Raw genomic sequence first — 19,752 nt, forward strand, 5'->3', positions numbered from 1 at the left:
GGCCGACTTATGGCATGAACAGGCGAAACAGGGGAAGACGCCGGGAAGGCGCCGTTTCACCAAACTACAGGAAACTCTGTGGATCGATGTCGAGTTGCACCTGCACGGAGCCGCGCTCCTTCGGAGATTGTGTCAGCAAAGCGCGCAGGAATCCCTGCATGTCCGAGTTGCGCCGTCCATGCACGAGCAGGCGGAAGCGGTGGCGGCCGCGCACCAGGGCGAGCGGCGCTTCGGCTGGCCCGAGCACCGATATGCCCTGCACCTGCGGCGCCGCGTTGCGCATGCCGCGTGCATGGGTCTCGGCATCCTGCCGAGTATCAGCCGAGACGATGATCGAGGCGAGCCGGCCGAAGGGCGGCAATATGGCTCTTTCGCGCTCCGAAATCTCGCGCTCATAAAAGGCGCTGGCATCGCCGGAGACGATCGCCTGCATGACGGGGTGCTGCGGCTGATAGGTCTGCAACAAGCCATGGCTCTTGAGGCCGGTTCGCCCAGCGCGGCCGGTCACCTGCGACAGAAGCTGGAATGTCCGCTCGGCGGCACGCGGATCGCCGTTGGCAAGGCCGAGATCGGCGTCGACGATGCCGACCAGCGTCATCAGCGGGAAATTATGGCCCTTGGCGACGAGCTGCGTGCCGATGACGATATCCGCCTCGCCCTTGGCAATAGCCTCAAGTTCCAGCCGCAGCCGCTTGACGCCGCCCATGATATCGGAGGAGAGCACGATCGTCCGCGCTTCGGGAAAATGCCGCTCGACCTCCTCCGCAATGCGCTCGACGCCCGGCCCGCAGGCGACGAGATGGTCGAGCGTGCCGCATTCCGGGCAGGCCTCGGGTGTCCGTTCGGCATAGCCGCATTGATGGCATTGGATCTGGCCACGGAAACGGTGTTCCACCAGCCAGCTCGAACATTGCGGACATTGGAAGCGGTGCCCGCAGACACGGCAGAGCGTCAACGGCGCATAGCCGCGCCTGTTGAGGAACAACAGCGACTGCTGGCCCTTCTCCACTGTCTTGCCGATCGCCCGGATCAGCAACGGCGAGAGGAAACCGCCGCGCTCCGGCGCATGCCGGCGCATGTCGATCAGATGCAGGTCCGGAAGAGCTGCATCCCCGAAGCGGGTCGGCAGATGGATGGTGCTGTAGCGCCCGCTCTGGCCGTTGACCTGACTCTCGACCGAAGGTGTCGCCGACACCAGCACCACCGGAAAATCGCCGATCCGGCCACGCACGACCGCCATGTCGCGGGCATTGTAATAGACGCGATCCTCCTGCTTGTAGGCGGGATCATGCTCTTCATCGACGATGATCAAGCCCAGCTCTTCGAAGGGCAGGAACAGCGCCGAGCGCGCGCCGGCCACAACGCGCACCTCACCGGTCACGGCTTGCCGCCAGACTTTTTCGCGCATGCGCGGCGCCAGATCCGAATGCCACTCGGCCGGCTTGGCGCCGAAACGATCCTGGAAGCGCTCGAGAAAACTGGCGGTCAGTGCGATTTCCGGCAGCAGGATCAGCACCTGCTTGCCGCGCTTCAGCGTCTCGGCGATCGCCTCGAAATAGACCTCGGTCTTGCCCGAGCCGGTGACGCCATCAATCAGCGAAACGGCAAACTCGCCCTTGCGCACCTCGGCAAGGATTTCATCGGCCGCTTCGCGCTGCGGGCCTTCGAGCCGCGAGGCGATGTAATCCGGATCTGGCCTCGCCACGACCGGCGGCGGCGGCAGGAATACGGTTTCGAAAATACCCTGCGTGATCAGCCCGTCGATGACGCTGGTCGAAACCCCGGCAGCATGCGCCAGCCCGCTGCGCGTCCATGACAGGCCGTCATTTGCCGTCTCCATGACCCGGGCGCGGGCCGGTGTCAGCCGCTCCGGCGTGCCGCCGATAAAACGCAAGCCCTCGATCATCGGTTCGGGATCGAAGGCTGCGGGTGCACGCAGCGCCATGCGCGCCACCAGCCCCGGCGGTGACAGCGTATAGGCGGCCACCCAGTCGATGAAATCGCGCATCTCCCTGTTGAGCGGCGGGCAATCGAAGACATGGCTGATCGGCCGCAGCTTCTTCGGATCGACGCCGCCCTCGTCACCGCCGTCCCAGACGACGCCGATCACCTGCCTCGGCCCAAGCGGCACCTGCACGACCGAGCCGGGCTCGACCGCCATGCCTTCCGGCACCGCATAGGAATAGGGCTTCGGCGCCGGCATCGGCACCAGAACCGGGACCGTGCGGCTCATGGTCAAGTTTGCGGGCGCGGCTTCAAACAGCGCACCGAACAGATCGGACGAATCTTTAGTCATCGCGCCAGACCATGCCCCGAGCGGCGATAAAAGGAAACCCGGGAGTGGTTCGGCAGGTATCGTCCGAAAGACGCTTCAATGAACTGCCGACAGCCGTCAAACGGAATGTTCGGCGACGACCGCGGCCGTATCCTCGACCGCAACCGGAGGACCGATTGGCGTGAAAGTCGCGTTTCCGTCCGCCGCCAGATCGAACACCGTGTGCTTCTCCAGCGCCTTCGTCACTTCGTTGACGTCGCCGTCCAGATGCTCGACGGGGATGAGATTGCCGATCAGGAAATCGAAGCGGTCATCGCGCTTGTTGAGGAGTTCATGGAACACCGTCATGTCACGCAGCTCGGTCGACCATTTGGCGAACCAATAGAACAGGCCGGAATTGCGCGCCGTCAGATGCACGGGCAGGATCGGCAGATTATACTTGCGCGCCAGCCCGACAGCCGACGTCTTCCATGGCCGCTCGTTCAACTTGCCGTTAGCCCAATAGGCGATGCGGCCGGAGGGGAAGAGCACGGTGACCTTGCCCTCGGCAACGGCGCGATTGGTGAGCTGCAGCGTCTCGCGCGTCTTCGGCTTGCTCTTATATTCCTCACGCCATTCGACCGGAATGATCATCTCGGCGAATCGCGGATTGACGCGGACGGCGTCGCGATTGGCGAAAACCATCATATCGGGCCGGCGCGTCTTCAGAAGATCGAAAACGGCGACACCATCGGCAATGCCGGTCGGGTGGTTGCTGACGAGGATGAAGCCGCCGGAAGCCGGGATGCGCTCGGCATAGGTCACCCCGATATCAAGCCGCAGCAGATCGCTCATATATTCGAAGCACTGGAAACCCGGCAGATTGGCGATATCGTCGGCGAATTCGATCGCCTTGTTGTAGCGCAGCAGCGTGTAGAGAAAGGGCCGCATCAACGGCCAAAGCGGGTTGCGAACGATCTTCTGACCGCGTTCGGCGATCAGCGTATCGACAATATGTCCGGGCTGGCCCTGGGACACCAAAGCGATCGCTTCTGCAAGTTGTCCCAGTGCAGTTATCGAACCGCGACGTGCCATGAAATGCCCTGAATGGTTGGGTTATACTCTATTGCAATCGAATATGATCGAAGCATGACAAAGCGCCTCGCGTATAACCGCCTAAATCGATTTTGATTTAAGAAACAGCTTATACGCAGTTGAAAAGTTCTACTGCGATCTTTCCATACACAAAGGAGAGGCACGGCACAGTAGGAATGTTAGCGATTCCATAACCTTCCCTCCTTCAAAGTGGCAGAAGGAATTTGAATTTCAAGGGGTTTTCCACTGAACGAGTTGCTGATTATCGCCGATCCTGAGTTGATGACCGAGCGCAGCCGATGGCTGGAAACGCTCGGTGAGGAGCGGCGGCTTTCCGCCCATACGCTGGATGCCTACGAGCGCGATACCCGGCAATTCCTGACCTTTCTGACCGGCCATCTCGGCGGCCCGGCGACGATCAAGGACATCCATGCGTTGCGCCCCGCCGACTTCCGCGGTTTTCTGGCCGCCCGCCGCAAGGATGGCGCCGGCGCGCGTTCGCTCGGGCGCAACCTGGCCGGTCTTCGGTCGCTGCTGCGCTATCTCGAAAAGAAGGGGCTGGTGAATGCGGCCGGCGCGGCAGCGGTGCGGTCGCCGAAACAACCGAAATCGCTGCCGAAGCCACTGTCGGATACCCAGGCGATCACCGTTGTCAGCGACGAGGCGCAGATGCACGACGAGCCTTGGATCGCCGCGCGCGATACGGCCGTGCTGACCCTGCTCTATGGCTGCGGCCTGCGCATCTCCGAAGCATTGGATTTGACGCCAGAAGACGTGCGCCCCGGCGCGACCGCGCTGCGCGTCACCGGCAAGGGCAACAAGACCCGGCTGGTGCCGCTGTTGCCCATCGTCGTCGAAGCGGTGGAAAAATACCGCGCGCTTTGCCCCTATCATCTCGACGTAGCTAGTCCGCTCTTTCGCGGCGCGCGCGGCGGCAAGTTGCAGCAGGGCATCATCCAGCGCGGCATGCAGAAGCTGCGCAGCGCCTTCGGGCTGCCGGACACGGCAACGCCGCATGCGCTGCGCCATTCTTTCGCCACGCATCTGCTCGCAGGTGGCGGTGACCTGCGCACGATCCAGGAATTGCTCGGCCATGCCAGCCTTTCGACGACGCAGGTCTATACTGGCGTCGATTCATCACGGCTGCTGGAAGTCTATGATCGGGCTCATCCGCGAGCATAAGAAAGCGTTAACCTCTCGCGTTAAGGGAATATGCGTCTCAGGCGGATAGAGCAGAAGCATGTATCCGCATGTCTCGCGAAAACCACGTTCGCGCTTTACGAGTCATGCCCTCTGCCAGCGGAAGGTTTAGATGATTTCTGCCCTCGAACCTAAGACGATGCGGTCGATGAAACCGGCAATCGGCGACCTTCTCCTTTGGCTCGCCGCAGCCTTTCCGTTGATGCTGGCAGCTCTGTTGATCACAACCATACTCAGCTTGCAGCCGGCGCATGCCGACGAGACGGCATCCGATAGCTGCGGCGGCAAGGATCTGATGGCTGAACTGCAGAAAAGCGATCCCGCGAAATATGCCTCGATCCTCGCCGAGGGTGACAAGGTGGCGAACGGCAAAAGCATTTTCTGGAAGATCGAAAAGCCCGACCTGAAACCCTCCTGGTTGCTCGGCACCATGCATGTCAGCGACGCGCGCGTGCTGACCATGCCGAAGGGTGTAGCCGAAGCAAGTGCCGCGGCCGATACGATCGTCGTCGAATCCGACGAAATCCTTGACGATAAAAAAGCGGCGGCAGCGCTCTTCGTCAATCCGTCTTTGACCATGCTGACCGATGGCTCGACCATCAGCCAGCATCTGTCGCCCGAAGAGAATGCCAAGCTGGAAGCGGGCCTCAAGGAGCGCGGCGTGCCGCTCGCCGCCGTCGCCCACATGCAACCCTGGTTGATCTCAAGTTCCTTCGAAATGACAAGCTGCGAAGTCCGCCGCAAGGCGACCGGCATGAAGTTCCTCGATCAGAAGCTTGCGAGCGATGCGGCCGCTAGCGGGAGGCAAGTAAAAGGCCTGGAAACATTGGCCGAACAGGCCAAGGCGATGAGCGATCTGCCGATCGAACTGCACCTGAAATCACTCATTCAGACGTTGGAACTCGGCGATAAGATCAACGACGTCAACGAAACCATGACCGACCTCTATCTCGCCGGCAATATCGGCGCGATGATACCGATGCTGAAGAATATCGTGCCGGACCAGAATTTGTCCGAGGATGATACCGCCGCCTTCGAACAACGCATCATCCTCGACCGCAACAAGGTCATGGTGGAGCGCGCCGCACCCATCCTCGCCAAGGGCAACACCTTCATCGCCGTCGGTGCGCTGCATCTCGTGGGCGATCAGGGTCTTGTCGAGTTGCTGCGCAAGCAGGGTTTCACGGTAACGGCGGTGAATTGAGCGCGCCCATTCGTTTGCCGAAGTCAGTCAGCACTGTCTCGACAATCAACCGATGGAACGGCGTGATCACAGCGATATAGATCTGGCCGAGCAAGATTTTCCGTTTCACGAGCGTCGTTATATCGATGAGTCGACGCCCCTGACCATCATCCCGCACATCGATTACGACACGGAAATCAAGGTGCTTGTCGTCGAAGCCGAGAACAACTTGGTTCTCTGATTTGCTGACGATCGGAAAGAAGCCGATTGTCTCCGACGTATTTAGGGAGTGATGTCCCGTAGATTTCAGGCCGAAGACACTGACGACCGTATCGCGCAGCTTCAGCAGCGACCGCACCCAAAAAGGAAAATTGCAGAACATCGTGCGCGCTGCAGCGACTGCCGTAAAATCCGATTCCTGTACCTGTAGCTCGTAACAATCAGCCCAGTCCGCGCCCGGCAATGCGGGATGCGGCATATGTGGTTTAACCATTATGGGCTTTGTCGGCATTTTGTCGTCTGCTGTTTCACTCTCTGCAAAGTAGCATAGCCAACGTATAGCCAGACATACAAACGACGGCTGCGGCAATTCGCTCACGACAGCCCGCAAAAGGAAACGGCGGCCGTCATCACCGCCGCCGCTCACATCAAAGGATACGTCTCTATAATTTACATATGGATCGGCTTGAAGAAGGTCGCGAGGGCGGCTTCCTTCACGGCTTCCGACATGGTCGGATGCGCATGGCAGGTGCGGCCGAGATCTTCCGACGAGCCGCCGAATTCCATCAGCACCGCAATCTCGTGGATCATTTCGCCAGCGCCGAAGCCGACGATGTGGCCGCCGAGAACGCGATCGGTCTCCTTGTCCGCCAGGATCTTGACGAAGCCATCCGTCGCGAGCATCGCGCGGGCGCGGCCGTTGGCGGTGAAGGGGAATTTGCCGACCTTGTAGGCAATACCCGCGGCCTTCAGCTCTTCCTCGGTCTTGCCGACGGAGGCGACTTCCGGCTGCGTGTAGACCACGCTCGGAATGACGTCGTAGTTCACGTGGCCTGCCTGGCCGGCGAGGATTTCGGCGAGCGCCACGCCCTCGTCTTCCGCCTTGTGCGCCAGCATCGGGCCCTTCACCACATCGCCGATGGCATAGATGCCGGCGACATTGGTCTTGAAGTGGCCATCAATCTCGACGCGGCCTCTGGCGTCGAGGGCAACGCCCGCCTCTTCCAGGCCGAGACCGGCCGTGTACGGCTTGCGGCCGGTCGACACCAGCACGACATCGGCATCGAGCACCACCTTGTCGCCGCCCTTGACCGGCTCGAAGGTGACCTTGGCGCCGTTGCCGACCTTCTCGACGCCGGTGACCTTCGCACTGAGATGGAAGTCGACGCCCTGCTTGGCCAGCATACGCTGGAACTGTTTCGAAACTTCGCCGTCCATGCCGCCGAGAATCGTGTCGAGATATTCGACGACGGTGACCTTGGCGCCGAGGCGCGACCAGACCGAGCCGAGTTCGAGGCCGATGACGCCGCCGCCGACGACGATCATGTTGGCCGGCACCTTGTCGAGCGCGATGCCGCCGGTGGACGAAATGATCACCTTCTCATCGATTTCGAGGGACACGCCCGGAATGCCAGCAACGTCGGAGCCGGTGGCGATGACGATGTTCTTGCCTTCGATCTCAGTCACCTTGCCGTCATCGGCCGTGACGGAAACCTTGCCGGCAGCGACGATCTTACCGGTGCCCTGGAAGGCATCGATCTTGTTCTTCTTGAAGAGGAAGGCGACGCCGTCGACATTCGACTTCACCGTCGCATCCTTGTGCGCCATCATCTTCGAGAGATTGAGCGTCGGTGCTGCGACTTCGATGCCGAGCGCGTCCATGCCGTGGCCGGCATGATGGAACATTTCGGAGGCATGCAGCAGCGCCTTGGACGGGATGCAACCGACATTGAGGCAGGTGCCGCCGAACGTGGTGCGCTTTTCGATGACTGCCACCTTGAGGCCGAGCTGCGCCGCCTTGATAGCGCAGACGTAGCCGCCAGGGCCGGTTCCGATAATGATCACATCGTAGGACATGGTTTTAATTTCCTTGTTTTGTAACTCTGTTAGTCAGCCGCCCGCGCCAATGCGAGGCGGATGCCGAAGCCGACAAGTGCCGCTCCGGTGATGCGGTTGAACCATTTGCCGCTGGCGATGAAGCGATCGCGGACCGGCTTGACGGTAAAGAAGACGGAGACGCCGGCAAACCAGGCGACGAGTGCCGTCGCCATGCCGATGCCATAGGAAAACTGGATCAGCGCCGGCGTGTCGTGATGCACGAGCGTCGAAAACAGCGACAGGAAAAACAGCACCGGCTTCGGATTGAGCGCGTTGGTGATGAAACCCGTCGCCAGGCAGCGCCAGATGGAAACCGGCTTGCGGTCCTCCTCGCCGATCTCGATCTCCTTCACCTTGAAGCCCGGCTCCCGGAAGGACTTGATGCCGAGATAGGCGAGATAAAGGACGCCGGCCCATTTGATCAGGCTGAAGAGCATCAGCGATTTCGAAACGATGAGGCCGAGACCGAGAATGGTGTAGCTGATATGGAAGAGCAGCGAGAAGCCCATGCCGAGGCCGGTCATGACGGCCGCGCGGCGGCCATGCACGATGCTCTGGCGCAGGATGACAGCGAAATCAGCGCCCGGTGCGACGATGAAAATCGAAAACACCGCCATCAGGCCGAGGAATTCCAACACATATTGCATGATCACTGCCCTTTCCGATCAACGACCGCCGCTCACATCGAGGATGGCGCCCGTTATATAGGATGCCTGGGGGCCTAAGAGGTAGAGGATGGCGTCAGCGACTTCTTCCGCCGTCCCCGCCCTCTTCATCGGCAGTTGCGGTGCGATCGCGCTCGCCCGATCGGGCAGGCCAGCAGCCGCGTGAATTTCAGTATCGATGATGCCCGGCCGCACCGCGTTCACCCTTATGCCCTCAGCCGCCACCTCTCGCGCCAGACCGACCGTGAACGTATCGATCGCACCCTTGGACGCAGCATAATCGACATACTGTCCGCCGCCGCCCAACGTGGCCGCGACGGACGAGAGATTGACGATCGCGCCTCCCTTGCCGCCATGGCGGGTGGACATGCGGCGGATGGCTTCCGCAGCCGCAAGCAACGAGCCGGTGATGTTGATGCGAAACATCCGGTCGAGCCGCTCCGGCGTCATCTCATCCAGACGCTGCACACGGTCAACGATGCCGGCATTGTTGACGAGGCCGTCCAGCCGGCCGAAATGCCCGTCGACTACCGAGAAAATCGACCGGATGTCCTCGGGCGAGCCGACATCGCCAGCAATCACAATTGCCTCCCCGCCGGCATCGCGGATCGCGGTGACGACCGTGTCCGCGGCCGCTTTGTTCGAGGCATAATTGACGGCCACGGCCCAGCCTTGCCGGGCAGCGGCAATCGAAACCGCCGCCCCGATGCCGCGGCTGCCGCCGGTGACGAGAAGAACAGGGGATTTGCCAGTCATTCGCCGCATCCTTTCAAGGTCAGGACATCCCAGGGGGCGACGGTCGCTTTGCCTTTGCCCCAGATGGAGGATTCACGGATCGAAGGTCCGAGCGCCGGCAGGACCAGCCGCGCTGCGGCGCCAGCACCCTCCGCCGGCAACACGCTGATATTGCCCGTCACGTCGGAGGCATAGATCATGCCCTGCCAGACGGTGCAGGCACGCAGATCGGCGCCCGTCACATCGCCTTCCGGGCAGTTGAACATGATCAGGCCGTTGGCGCGCAGTTGATCATCCGAGCGCATCACCACACCATCCGCCACGATCGGCGTATTGCGCACAGTAAATTTGAACTTGTTGCTGGCGGCCGCCGCCTCGGAACCGATCGGCTCGAAACGCAGCTCGTAGGCATTCTCCATGTCGCCGTAGACTGCTTTTTCCTGCACGCATTCATCGGCCAGCGCGGGGGTAGGAATGGCTGTAAACGCCATTATCGCCCAATGCACGGGGGCCAATCGCGCCATCGCGTGGTTTGTCGGCATGGTTATTTCCCCCTCGGCTTGGCCAGAGGATCGCTGGCGACAATGCGGCCGGAGGTCCGTTCGACATCGCCCATATGGAAGACGGTGATCGACCGGGCGGTGGGATCGGCGTCGCTCAGCGACGCCAGATCGAAATTGCCGCTGAGCTTTACTACGTCGAAATCATCCGCGACAGCGGAAAATGGCATCCACGCGGCGACGGCGCACAAGAGTCCGCGCATCGTCCGCATGGGCCATTTCGACATGAGCCAGCGCTCCCTTAGAGATCGAGAACCAGACGTTCCGGATCTTCCAGGCTTTCCTTGACGCGCACGAGGAAGGTCACGGCTTCCTTGCCGTCGACGATGCGGTGATCGTAGGAGAGCGCCAGATACATCATCGGGCGGATAACGACCTGACCGCCGATGGCGACCGGACGTTCCTGGATCTTGTGCATGCCGAGAATGCCCGACTGCGGCGCATTCAGGATCGGCGAGGACATCAACGAGCCGTAGACACCACCGTTGGAGATGGTGAAGGTGCCGCCCTGCATGTCAGCCATGGAGAGCTGGCCGTCACGGGCTGCCTTGCCGAGGCGGCCGATTTCCTTCTCGATCTCGGCGATCGACATCTGGTCGGCATCGCGCACGATCGGAACCACGAGACCCTTGTCCGTGCCGACGGCGACGCCGATGTGGCAGTAGTTCTTGTAGATGATGTCGGTGCCGTCGATCTCGGCGTTGACGGCCGGGAGTTCCTTCAGGGCGTGCGTGACGGCCTTGGTGAAGAAGCCCATGAAGCCGAGCTTCACGCCATGCTTCTTCTCGAAGATGTCCTTGTACTTATTGCGCAGGTCCATGACGGCCTTCATGTCCACCTCGTTATAGGTGGTGAGCATGGCGGCGGTGTTCTGCGCATCCTTGAGGCGCTTGGCGATCGTCTGGCGCAGACGGGTCATCTTGACCCGCTCTTCGCGGCCGGCATCTTCGACGGTGGTCGGCGCACGGGCGGCAACCGGAGCAGCCGGTGCGGCGGCAGGCGCCGAGGCAGCCTTGGCAACAGCGGCAATGACATCGCCCTTCAGGACCTGGCCGCGCTTGCCGCTGCCATCGACCTGATCGGCGGAGAGATTGCTTTCGGCAAGCAGCTTGGCGGCAGCAGGGGCCGGCGGCATGGCGGAAGCCGATGCGGCAACCGGAGCAGCGGGTGCCGGCGCGGCGGCAGCAGCCGGTGCGGCAGCCTGGGCCGGAGCAGCCGCAGCGCCGTTGCCGGCGCTGATCTGGCCGAGCAGCGCGCCGAGGCCGACGGTTTCACCGGCCTGGACAACGATTTCGGACAGCGTGCCGGCTGCGGGTGCGGGAACTTCGATCGTCACCTTGTCGGTTTCCAGCTCGAGAATCGGCTCATCGGCCTTGATGGCATCGCCGACCTTCTTGAACCAGGTGCCGACGGTCGCCTCGCTGACGGATTCGCCGAGGGTAGGAACGCGGATTTCAGTGGCCATTGTTCAGATCCTGATTTTTCGTCGTTATAAACTTAGATGGAATTTCCAGCGGCAGATGGCCGGAGAATGATCGAGGGCATTGGCGAGATTTCGATTCGGAAACCGAGCCCGGCGAGAAGGACGGGATCGGCATCACCAAGCGCCTTGGCGGCATCGGCGTCTTCCACGTCGACGACAGCCATGCCGAAAGCACCGTCGGCCGCGAAAACCGGACCGACGACTACAGCCGTTCCGGCATCCGCATGTTCGCGCCAATAGGCGGCATGTTGCTGCATGGCGGCCATCTCCTCCCCTGTGGCGTCATGTGGGAAGCTGGGGCGCGGCGGCATGAGTTTCAGATGAAAATAGGCCATCGCGCACCCCTATCGCTTTAACCGCCCAGCGCATCCTCAAGGAATGCAGCGAGCTGCGCCAGATGCTTGGACATCAGGCCCGTCGCCGGAGAGGCGGCGGCCGGACGGCCGGTGTAGCGAACCCGCTGGTACTTGGCATCGATATGGGCAAGCACCCATTCCAGATAAGGATCGATGAAGGACCATGCGCCCATGTTCTTCGGCTCTTCCTGGCACCAGACCATCTCCGCATTGCGGAAGCGGCTGAGCTCGTTGATGAGCGCCTTGGCCGGGAACGGATAGAGCTGTTCGATACGCAGCAGGTAGATATCGTCGATGCCGCGCTTCTCGCGCTCTTCCAGGAGATCGTAATAGACCTTGCCCGAGCAGATGACGACGCGACGGATCTTGTTGTCCTTCTGCAGCTTGATCGGGCCGTCCTTGATGACCTCCGCATCGTCCCAGAGCAGGCGATGGAACGAGGTTTCCCCCGCCATCTCCGCCAGGCTCGACACTGCACGCTTGTGACGCAGCAGCGACTTCGGCGTCATCAGAATGAGCGGCTTGCGGAAATCGCGCTTCAACTGACGGCGCAGGATGTGGAAGTAGTTCGCCGGCGTGGTGACATTGGCGACCTGCATGTTGTCTTCGGCACAGAGCTGCAGATAACGCTCGAGACGGGCCGAGGAGTGTTCCGGACCTTGACCTTCATAGCCGTGCGGCAGCAGGCAGACGAGGCCGGACATGCGCAGCCACTTGCGTTCGCCCGACGAGATGAACTGGTCGAAGATGACCTGCGCACCGTTGGCGAAGTCGCCGAACTGCGCTTCCCAAAGCGTCAACGCATTCGGACGAGCCAGCGAATAGCCGTATTCGAAGCCGAGAACCGCCTCTTCCGACAGCATCGAGTTGATGACTTCGTAGCGGGCCTGGGTCGGCGACAGGTTGGCGAGCGGGATGTAGCGCTCTTCGGTTTCCTGATCGTAGAGAACCGAATGACGCTGCGAGAAGGTGCCGCGCTCGCAATCCTGACCGGACAGGCGGATCTTGTGGCCTTCGACCACCAGCGAGCCGAAAGCCAGCGCTTCCGCCATTGCCCAGTCGATGCCTTCACCTGTCTGGACCATGCCGGCGCGGTTTTCCATGAAGCGCTGGATGGTGCGATGCGCATGGAAGCCCGCCGGGATTTCCGACAGCTTGCGGCCGATATCCTTCAGGCTCTTCATCGGCACGGCAGTCTTGCCGCGACGCTGCTCGTCGGCATTGTCGGCCGTATGCAAACCCGACCACTCGCCGTCCAGCCAGTCGGCCTTGTTCGGCTTGTAGGATTGGCCAGCCTCGAACTCCTGTTCGAGATGGGCGCGCCAGTCGGCCTTCATCTTCTCGACTTCGCCTTCGGTCAACACGCCTTCGCCGACCAGCCGCTCGGAATAGAGCTGCAGCACCGTCTTGTGGGCGCGAATGACCTTGTACATCTTCGGCTGCGTGAAGGACGGCTCGTCGCCTTCATTGTGGCCGTAGCGGCGGTAGCAGAACATGTCGATCACGACCGGCTTGTGGAACTTCATCCGGAATTCGGTCGCGATCTTCGCGGCATAGACGACCGCTTCCGGATCGTCGCCGTTGACGTGGAAGATCGGCGCTTCGATCATCTTGGCAACGTCGGACGGATAGGGCGACGAACGCGAGAAGGCTGGATTGGTGGTGAAGCCGATCTGGTTGTTGATGATGACGTGCATCGTGCCGGCGACGCGGTGGCCGCGCAGACCGGAAAGGCCGAGGATTTCAGCCACGACGCCCTGACCGGCGAAAGCGGCATCGCCATGGATCAGCAGCGGCACGACCTTGGCGCGTTCGGAGAGCGGAATGATATCGCCATCCCAGAGGGTGGCGCTCATATCCTGCTTGGCGCGGACCTTGCCCATGACGACAGGGTTGACGATTTCCAGATGCGACGGATTGGCCGTCAGCGAAACGTGCACCTTGGTGCCGTCGAAATCGCGGTCCGAGGAAGCGCCAAGGTGGTACTTGACGTCGCCCGAGCCTTCGACTTCGTCCGGCGCGTAGGAGCCGCCCTTGAACTCGTGGAAGATTGCACGATGCGGCTTGGCCATGACCTGCGAAAGCACGTTCAGACGGCCGCGATGGGCCATACCAAACACGGCTTCCTTGAGTCCAAGCTGGCTACCGCTCTTGAGAATCTGCTCCAGCGCCGGGATGAGCGATTCACCGCCATCGAGGCCGAAACGCTTGGTGCCCTTGAACTTGACGTCGAGGAACTGCTCGTAGCCTTCGGATTCGATCACCTTCTGCAGGATCGCCTTTTTGCGGTCCGCGCTGAAGTTGATGCCCTTGTTGACGCCCTCGATGCGTTCCTGAATCCAGGCCTTCTCTTCCGGATTGGAGATATGCATGAATTCGACGCCGAGCGTCGAACAATAGGTGCGCTCGAGGATTTCCATCATCTCGCGCACGCTTGCATATTCAAGGCCGAGCACGTTGTCGATGAAGATCTTACGGTCGAGGTCGGCCTCGGTGAAGCCATAAGCTTCCGGCGACAGCTCCTTGTAGTCTTCCACGGCGGCAGCGATGCCGAGCGGGTCGAGCTTGGCGTGCAGGTGGCCGCGCATGCGATAGGCGCGGATCATCATGATGGCGCGGACGGAATCGCGCGTCGCCTGCAGGACGTCGGCGGTATCGGTCGGCTTGCCGGCGGCTTCGGCCTTGGCCTTCACCTTGGTCTCGATGACCTTCTCGACGATGCCCCAGTTGCCGTCGAGTGCGGAAACGAGTTCGCCGTTTGCCTGGATCGGCCAGTTCTTGCGCTGCCAGGAGGCGCCCTTGGCCGCCTTCTTCACATCGTCGGGACTGTCTTCCAGTGCCTTGAAGAACGACTGCCACTCGTCGGCCACCGACGATGGGTCTTCCTCGTAGCGCGCATAAAGCTGCTCGATATAAGCAGCGTTGGCGCCGTCCAGGAACGAGGTGATTTGAAATTGCTCGTTGGCTTCTTGCCTTGCCATGGTGATATGCGGACGCTCTCGTCCGCCTCCCGACTTGTTTACTTTGCCGGCTTATGGAAATCCGGCGACCACATTTCGTCTGCGATCCCGTGGACCGTACATCTGCTCTTACAAATTCAAAAGCCGGACGGGATGTGCGGATGCCGCTACCCGTCCGGGTCTTGCTACAGGTAGGATCAGCCCTTCAGGACTTCCACAAGCGTCTTGCCGAGACGTGCCGGCGAAGGCGACACGCGAATGCCTGCCGCTTCCATCGCTGCAATCTTGTCTTCCGCGCCGCCCTTGCCGCCGGAAATCACGGCGCCAGCATGGCCCATGGTGCGGCCGGGAGGTGCCGTGCGGCCGGCGATGAAGCCGACCATCGGCTTCTTGCGGCCCTTCTTGGCTTCGTCCTTGAGGAACTGCGCGGCTTCTTCTTCAGCCGAACCGCCGATTTCGCCTATCATGATGATCGACTTCGTTTCGTCGTCGGCGAGGAACATTTCCAGGACGTCGATGAATTCGGTGCCCTTGACCGGGTCGCCGCCGATGCCGACAGCCGTCGTCTGGCCGAGGCCTTCATTGGTGGTCTGGAACACGGCTTCATAGGTCAGCGTGCCGGAACGCGAGAGAACACCGACGGAGCCCTTCTTGAAGATGGAGCCCGGCATGATGCCGATCTTGCATTCGTTCGGGGTGAGCACGCCCGGGCAGTTCGGCCCGATCAAGCGCGACTTCGACTTCTGGAGGCGATCCTTGACCTTGACCATGTCGGCAACCGGAATGCCTTCCGTGATGCAGACGATCAGCGGGATTTCAGCTTCGATCGCTTCGAGGATCGCAGCAGCAGCGCCGGCCGGCGGAACGTAGATGACTGAGGCGTTGGCGCCGGTGGCGTCCTTGCCTTCGGCGACGGACTTGAAGATCGGCAGCTTTTCGCCGTCCTTGCCGGTCCAGGTTTCACCACCCTTGGAGGGGTGGATACCGCCGACCATCTTCGTGCCGTGATAGGCAAGCGCCTGTTCGGTGTGGAAGGTACCGGTCTTGCCGGTCAGGCCCTGAACCAGAACCTTGGTGTCTTTGTTGATGAGAATAGACATGCGAGGCCTTTGTTACGAGAGGTTGGAAGACGCGGAGGCAACGCGACGATAGACGCCGCTGACGACCTCCTGCCATGTATCGCTGCCGGCGGGCGAGAAAGTGACGCCCATGCGGTAGCAGTCTTCATTTTCGAACTGGAAGAGAGTGCATTGCGAACCGCGCGGCGAGACCTTGGTCAGGACAAGCTTGTCGTCGATCCATTCGCCGGAGGCCGGCGCGGCGGGCACGAAGCCCACCGTATCGAACTGATAAAGCTTGTAGGCCTGATCCGCAGCGTCGAAGCCGAGAATGTTCCGGGCTTCGAACGATGTGCTGCCGTCCCGCATCTGTACGTAGCGCTGTTCGACGAAAAATCCGCCGAACAGACACTCGGCCGTGAGCTGCGCGGTTGCCGTTCCTTCCTTCGTCCAGGCCGAAGCCGCGACACGCTCTTCCCCTTCCCAGGTGCCTGCAAAGGCACCGAGGCGGAGATGAGCAGCCGTTGGAGCGAAGGAAGCAGCCATCCCGATCAGCCCTTGACTGCCTTCACGATCTTCTGGGCGGCATCGTCCAGGTCATCGGCGGAGATGACATTGAGACCGGATTCGTTGATGATCTTCTTGCCGAGCTCGACGTTGGTGCCTTCGAGGCGGACGACGAGCGGAACCTTCAGACCGACTTCCTTGACGGCTGCGAGCACGCCTTCGGCGATGACGTCGCACTTCATGATGCCGCCGAAGATGTTGACCAGGATGCCTTCGACAGCCGGGTCTGCGGTGATGATCTTGAAGGCCGCGGTGACCTTTTCCTTGGTAGCGCCGCCGCCGACATCGAGGAAGTTCGCCGGCTCGGCGCCGTAGAGCTTGATGATGTCCATGGTGGCCATGGCAAGGCCGGCGCCGTTGACCATGCAGCCGATATTGCCGTCGAGGGCGACATAGGCGAGGTCATACTTGTGCGCTTCGATTTCCTTGGCGTCTTCCTCGGTCGTGTCGCGCAGCGCAACGATGTCCTCGTGACGGAACAGCGCGTTGCCGTCGAAGGAGACCTTGGCGTCGAGAACGCGCAGATTGCCGTTGGTCATGACGATCAGCGGGTTGACTTCGAGCAGGGCCATGTCCTTCTCGACGAAGGCCTTGTAGAGGATCGGGAAGAGCTTAGCAGCGTCTTCGCGGGCAGCGCCTTCGAGCTTCAGCGCGTTGGAAAGGGCAGCCGAGTTGGCGACCGTCACGCCCGTCGACGGATCGATGTCGACGGTGATGATCTTTTCCGGCGTGTCGTGCGCAACTGTCTCGATGTCCATCCCGCCTTCGGTCGAAACGACGAAGGCAACCTTGCCGACCGAGCGGTCAACCAGGATCGAGAGGTAGAGTTCGCGGTCGATGTCGGCGCCGTCTTCGATGTAGAGGCGGTTGACCTGCTTGCCGGCCGGGCCGGTCTGCTTGGTCACCAGCGTGTTGCCGAGCATTTCCTTGACATTGGCAACGACGTCCTCGATCGACTTGGCGAGGCGAACGCCGCCCTTGGCGTCGGGGCTGAGTTCTTTGAACTTGCCCTTGCCGCGACCGCCGGCATGGATCTGGCTCTTGACGACGTAAAGCGGGCCCGGAAGCTGCTTTGCGGCGGCTTCGGCTTCATCGGCGGAGAAGATGGCAACGCCGTCCGCGACGGGTGCGCCATAGGTCTTCAGCAGAGCCTTGGCCTGATATTCATGAATGTTCATGGATTTATCCCTGTTGGAACGCGGAAATTACTTCAGCGACGGCGCGATGGTGGCGCAGGCTTCGCAGAGGCCGGCAACGGCTGCGACCGACTTGTCGAAGGCTTCCTTCTCGGCCTTGTTCAGGTCGATCTCGATCACGCGCTCGATGCCGCCGGCACCGATGACGGTGGGAACGCCGACATACATGTCCTTCACGCCGTACTGGCCGGAGAGGTAGGCTGCGCACGGCAGGACGCGCTTCTTGTCCTTGAGGTAGGATTCAGCCATCGCGATGGCGGAAGCGGCCGGAGCGTAGTAGGCCGAGCCGGTCTTCAGCAGACCGACGATCTCGGCACCGCCATCACGGGTGCGCTGGATGATTTCTTCGAGGCGTTCCTTGGTGACCCAGCCCATGGTGATGAGGTCGGTCAGCGGAATGCCGGCAACGGTGGAGTAACGAGCGAGCGGCACCATCGAGTCGCCATGGCCGCCGAGAACGAAAGCCGAGACGTCTTCGACCGAGACGTTGAATTCCTTGGCGAGGAAGAGGCGGAAGCGCGACGAGTCAAGTACGCCAGCCATGCCGACGACCTTGTTGGTCGGCAGGCCCGAGAACTTCTGCAGAGCCCAGACCATGGCGTCGAGCGGGTTGGTGATGCAGATGACGAAAGCGTCCGGGGCATACTTCTTGATGCCAGCGCCGACCTGTTCCATGACCTTGAGGTTGATACCGAGAAGATCGTCGCGGCTCATGCCCGGCTTGCGGGGAACGCCGGCGGTGACGATGCAGACGTCAGCGCCTTCGATCGCGGAGTAGTCGCTGGCGCCGGTGAGGTTGGCGTCGAAGCCTTCGGCAGGCGAAGACTGGGCGATGTCGAGACCCTTGCCCTGGGGAATGCCGTCCGCGATGTCGAACAGGACGATGTCGCCCAATTCTTTCAGGCCGGCGAGATGCGCCAGCGTGCCACCAATCATGCCAGAACCAATAAGTGCGATCTTGTTGCGCGCCATTTCGGTGTATCCTTTGCGATCAAAATCCGTGGCGGGACACCTTGCAAGGCATCCACCATTGCCGCCATTCGCATAGACCCAAAGGTCGAAATTGGCAATTGATTATTTTTGGATCAGGGATTTCAATCGGTTAGATCAAAAATGTCTTACGTAAACGTAAGACATTTTGTCACCAAATCGTTACTCGGCCGCACGTTTTCCGTGAGTCTGGGCGAGATATTCCGCGCTGCGCATCTCGAAAAGCCGCGATGCGGTGCGGTCGAACTCGAAGCCTTCGGTGCCGCGCCTTTCGATCAGAAGGTCTTCCGGCATCGCCTCGGCCGACACGAAAAGCCGGACCGAATGATCGTAAAGCGTGTCGATGAGAATGATGAAACGCTTGGTTTGGTTGCGCTTTTCCGGCCCGAGCTTCGGAACGCGATCGAGAAAGATTGTATCGAACCGTTTGGCGATGGCCAGGAAATCGGCCGCACCCAGGGGCTGCTCGCAGAGATCGGCGAAGGAGAAACGCGCCATACGATCGGCGGCAAGCGGCACATGGATCGAACGTCCCTTCATCGGGATCTCCAGCGGCTGCGCCTTGCGTCCGTGCAGCGCCTGCACCCACGACGCATCCATCGCCATATCCGTGCGCTCGTTGATCGGGATCAAATAAACCGGCTGGCTGTTCAGCTTCTCCATGCGGTAATCCGTCGGCGAGTCCAGCGTGACGATATCGACATGACGCTTGAGAAGATCGATGAAGGGCAGGAACAGGCCGCGATTGAGGCCGTCACGATAGAGATTGTCCGGCTCGACATTCGACGTGGCAACCAATACGCAGCCGAGTGAAAACAGCTCGGAAAACAGCCGCGACAGGATCATCGCATCGGCAATATCGGTCACCGTGAATTCGTCGAAGCAAAGCAGCTCTGCCTGACCATAAAGCTCGGCTGCGACCGGCGGCACCGGATCGGCCTGCTTGGTCTCGCCGTTCTTGAACTTCAGCCGATGGGCGGCGATGCGGTTATGTACGTCCGCCATGAACTCATGGAAATGCGCCCGGCGTTTTTTGCTGCATGGCGCCATGCCGAAGAACATGTCCATCAGCATGGTCTTGCCGCGCCCGACACTGCCATGGATATAGAGACCGCGGACGATCTGGGCCGGCTTCTTGCGCGCCGCAAACATCCAGCCGAGCGCGCTCGATTTGGTCGCCGGTCGTTTCCGCTTGAGATCTGCAAGCACGCGATCGAGGGATTTCGCCACATCCATCTGCGCCGAATCCACCTGAAGCGATCCGGAAGCCGTCAGCGTCTTTAGGTGTTCGACGACGCTGATGGAATAGTCGGGCATGGGCTGCATGGGGAGATACCCGCCTGTGCAAGGAGG

General features: G+C 61.2%; 18 protein-coding genes. 2 read left to right on the plus strand and 16 right to left on the minus strand.

Annotated features, from left to right (window positions below):
* Window positions 1–64 precede the first annotated feature (64 nt).
* Both C9E91_RS17640 and C9E91_RS17645 read right to left on the minus strand, forming a co-directional pair.
* Window positions 65–2,296, minus strand: coding sequence for a primosomal protein N' (locus C9E91_RS17640; protein WP_107109578.1), 2,232 nt, complete (start codon window positions 2,294–2,296; stop codon window positions 65–67).
* Window positions 2,297–2,392: 96 nt separating this feature from the next.
* Window positions 2,393–3,349 carry a lysophospholipid acyltransferase family protein gene (locus C9E91_RS17645; protein ID WP_107109579.1) on the minus strand — a complete coding sequence of 319 codons (957 nt, stop codon included), beginning with the start codon at window positions 3,347–3,349 and terminating at the stop codon, window positions 2,393–2,395.
* 246 nt (window positions 3,350–3,595) lie between these two features.
* Here C9E91_RS17645 and C9E91_RS17650 point away from each other — a divergent pair, with 246 nt between their 5' ends.
* Both C9E91_RS17650 and C9E91_RS17655 read left to right on the plus strand, forming a co-directional pair.
* On the plus strand, window positions 3,596–4,531 hold the full coding sequence (locus tag C9E91_RS17650; RefSeq protein WP_107109580.1) for a tyrosine recombinase XerC: 936 nt from the start codon (window positions 3,596–3,598) through the stop codon (window positions 4,529–4,531).
* A gap of 130 nt (window positions 4,532–4,661) precedes the next feature.
* The gene (locus C9E91_RS17655) at window positions 4,662–5,753 is read left to right on the plus strand and encodes a TraB/GumN family protein (RefSeq protein WP_107109581.1); all 1,092 of its coding nucleotides are present in this window, start codon (window positions 4,662–4,664) and stop codon (window positions 5,751–5,753) included.
* Here C9E91_RS17655 and C9E91_RS17660 read toward each other — a convergent pair.
* From C9E91_RS17660 to zapE, 14 genes are all read right to left on the minus strand, one after another.
* The gene (locus tag C9E91_RS17660; protein ID WP_107109582.1) at window positions 5,731–6,243 is read right to left on the minus strand and encodes a DUF2867 domain-containing protein; all 513 of its coding nucleotides are present in this window, start codon (window positions 6,241–6,243) and stop codon (window positions 5,731–5,733) included. The two genes, C9E91_RS17655 and C9E91_RS17660, sit on opposite strands and share 23 nt — an antisense overlap.
* Before the next feature lie 158 nt (window positions 6,244–6,401).
* Window positions 6,402–7,808, minus strand: a complete 1,407-nt coding sequence (gene lpdA / locus C9E91_RS17665) for a dihydrolipoyl dehydrogenase (RefSeq protein ID WP_107109583.1) — start codon at window positions 7,806–7,808, stop codon at window positions 6,402–6,404.
* Between the two features lie 29 nt (window positions 7,809–7,837).
* Window positions 7,838–8,476, minus strand: a complete 639-nt coding sequence (locus C9E91_RS17670; RefSeq protein ID WP_107109928.1) for a LysE family translocator — start codon at window positions 8,474–8,476, stop codon at window positions 7,838–7,840.
* A gap of 18 nt (window positions 8,477–8,494) precedes the next feature.
* Window positions 8,495–9,250 carry an SDR family oxidoreductase gene (locus C9E91_RS17675; protein ID WP_107109584.1) on the minus strand — a complete coding sequence of 252 codons (756 nt, stop codon included), beginning with the start codon at window positions 9,248–9,250 and terminating at the stop codon, window positions 8,495–8,497.
* Window positions 9,247–9,753: a hypothetical protein gene (locus C9E91_RS17680; RefSeq protein WP_107109929.1), complete on the minus strand. Its 507-nt coding sequence runs from the start codon at window positions 9,751–9,753 to the stop codon at window positions 9,247–9,249. Before C9E91_RS17680 ends, C9E91_RS17675 begins: the two co-directional genes overlap by 4 nt.
* A 20-nt stretch (window positions 9,754–9,773) precedes the next feature.
* Entirely contained in the window at window positions 9,774–10,016 is a 243-nt protein-coding gene (locus C9E91_RS17685; protein WP_245407520.1) for a hypothetical protein, read from the minus strand.
* Between the two features lie 14 nt (window positions 10,017–10,030).
* The gene (gene odhB, locus C9E91_RS17690) at window positions 10,031–11,254 is read right to left on the minus strand and encodes a 2-oxoglutarate dehydrogenase complex dihydrolipoyllysine-residue succinyltransferase (RefSeq protein ID WP_107109585.1); all 1,224 of its coding nucleotides are present in this window, start codon (window positions 11,252–11,254) and stop codon (window positions 10,031–10,033) included.
* A 32-nt stretch (window positions 11,255–11,286) separates the two neighbouring features.
* Window positions 11,287–11,607 (minus strand): YciI family protein, encoded by a 321-nt coding sequence (locus tag C9E91_RS17695; protein WP_107109586.1) that lies wholly within the window; start codon window positions 11,605–11,607, stop codon window positions 11,287–11,289.
* A 17-nt stretch (window positions 11,608–11,624) separates the two neighbouring features.
* Entirely contained in the window at window positions 11,625–14,609 is a 2,985-nt protein-coding gene (locus C9E91_RS17700; RefSeq protein WP_107109587.1) for a 2-oxoglutarate dehydrogenase E1 component, read from the minus strand.
* Between the two features lie 176 nt (window positions 14,610–14,785).
* Window positions 14,786–15,688, minus strand: a complete 903-nt coding sequence (gene sucD / locus C9E91_RS17705) for a succinate--CoA ligase subunit alpha (RefSeq protein WP_107109588.1) — start codon at window positions 15,686–15,688, stop codon at window positions 14,786–14,788.
* A gap of 12 nt (window positions 15,689–15,700) precedes the next feature.
* A complete protein-coding gene (locus C9E91_RS17710; RefSeq protein WP_107109589.1) occupies window positions 15,701–16,192 on the minus strand; it encodes a DUF1579 family protein in 492 nt (163 codons plus the stop codon).
* 5 nt (window positions 16,193–16,197) lie between these two features.
* Entirely contained in the window at window positions 16,198–17,391 is a 1,194-nt protein-coding gene (gene sucC, locus C9E91_RS17715) for an ADP-forming succinate--CoA ligase subunit beta (RefSeq protein WP_107109590.1), read from the minus strand.
* A gap of 27 nt (window positions 17,392–17,418) precedes the next feature.
* Complete coding sequence (mdh, locus tag C9E91_RS17720; protein WP_107109591.1) at window positions 17,419–18,381, minus strand: malate dehydrogenase; 963 nt, start codon at window positions 18,379–18,381, stop codon at window positions 17,419–17,421.
* A 180-nt stretch (window positions 18,382–18,561) separates the two neighbouring features.
* Window positions 18,562–19,725, minus strand: a complete 1,164-nt coding sequence (zapE, locus tag C9E91_RS17725) for a cell division protein ZapE (protein ID WP_107109592.1) — start codon at window positions 19,723–19,725, stop codon at window positions 18,562–18,564.
* Window positions 19,726–19,752 lie beyond the last annotated feature (27 nt).

Source organism: Rhizobium sp. SEMIA4064 (genome assembly GCF_003025035.1).
Taxonomy (GTDB): Bacteria; Pseudomonadota; Alphaproteobacteria; order Rhizobiales; family Rhizobiaceae; genus Rhizobium; species Rhizobium paranaense.

Bases quoted from the DNA above. Each gene is read 5' to 3' on its own strand.
- C9E91_RS17640 (WP_107109578.1), bottom strand. From the start codon at position 2,296: ATGACTAAAGATTCGTCCGATCTGTTCGGTGCGCTGTTTGAAGCCGCG.
- C9E91_RS17645 (WP_107109579.1), bottom strand. From the start codon at position 3,349: ATGGCACGTCGCGGTTCGATAACTGCACTGGGACAACTTGCAGAAGCG.
- C9E91_RS17655 (WP_107109581.1), top strand. From the start codon at position 4,662: ATGATTTCTGCCCTCGAACCTAAGACGATGCGGTCGATGAAACCGGCA.
- C9E91_RS17660 (WP_107109582.1), bottom strand. From the start codon at position 6,243: ATGCCGACAAAGCCCATAATGGTTAAACCACATATGCCGCATCCCGCA.
- lpdA (WP_107109583.1), bottom strand. From the start codon at position 7,808: ATGTCCTACGATGTGATCATTATCGGAACCGGCCCTGGCGGCTACGTC.
- C9E91_RS17670 (WP_107109928.1), bottom strand. From the start codon at position 8,476: ATGCAATATGTGTTGGAATTCCTCGGCCTGATGGCGGTGTTTTCGATT.
- C9E91_RS17675 (WP_107109584.1), bottom strand. From the start codon at position 9,250: ATGACTGGCAAATCCCCTGTTCTTCTCGTCACCGGCGGCAGCCGCGGC.
- C9E91_RS17680 (WP_107109929.1), bottom strand. From the start codon at position 9,753: ATGGCGCGATTGGCCCCCGTGCATTGGGCGATAATGGCGTTTACAGCC.
- C9E91_RS17685 (WP_245407520.1), bottom strand. From the start codon at position 10,016: ATGTCGAAATGGCCCATGCGGACGATGCGCGGACTCTTGTGCGCCGTC.
- odhB (WP_107109585.1), bottom strand. From the start codon at position 11,254: ATGGCCACTGAAATCCGCGTTCCTACCCTCGGCGAATCCGTCAGCGAG.
- C9E91_RS17695 (WP_107109586.1), bottom strand. From the start codon at position 11,607: ATGGCCTATTTTCATCTGAAACTCATGCCGCCGCGCCCCAGCTTCCCA.
- C9E91_RS17700 (WP_107109587.1), bottom strand. From the start codon at position 14,609: ATGGCAAGGCAAGAAGCCAACGAGCAATTTCAAATCACCTCGTTCCTG.
- sucD (WP_107109588.1), bottom strand. From the start codon at position 15,688: ATGTCTATTCTCATCAACAAAGACACCAAGGTTCTGGTTCAGGGCCTG.
- C9E91_RS17710 (WP_107109589.1), bottom strand. From the start codon at position 16,192: ATGGCTGCTTCCTTCGCTCCAACGGCTGCTCATCTCCGCCTCGGTGCC.
- sucC (WP_107109590.1), bottom strand. From the start codon at position 17,391: ATGAACATTCATGAATATCAGGCCAAGGCTCTGCTGAAGACCTATGGC.
- mdh (WP_107109591.1), bottom strand. From the start codon at position 18,381: ATGGCGCGCAACAAGATCGCACTTATTGGTTCTGGCATGATTGGTGGC.
- zapE (WP_107109592.1), bottom strand. From the start codon at position 19,725: ATGCAGCCCATGCCCGACTATTCCATCAGCGTCGTCGAACACCTAAAG.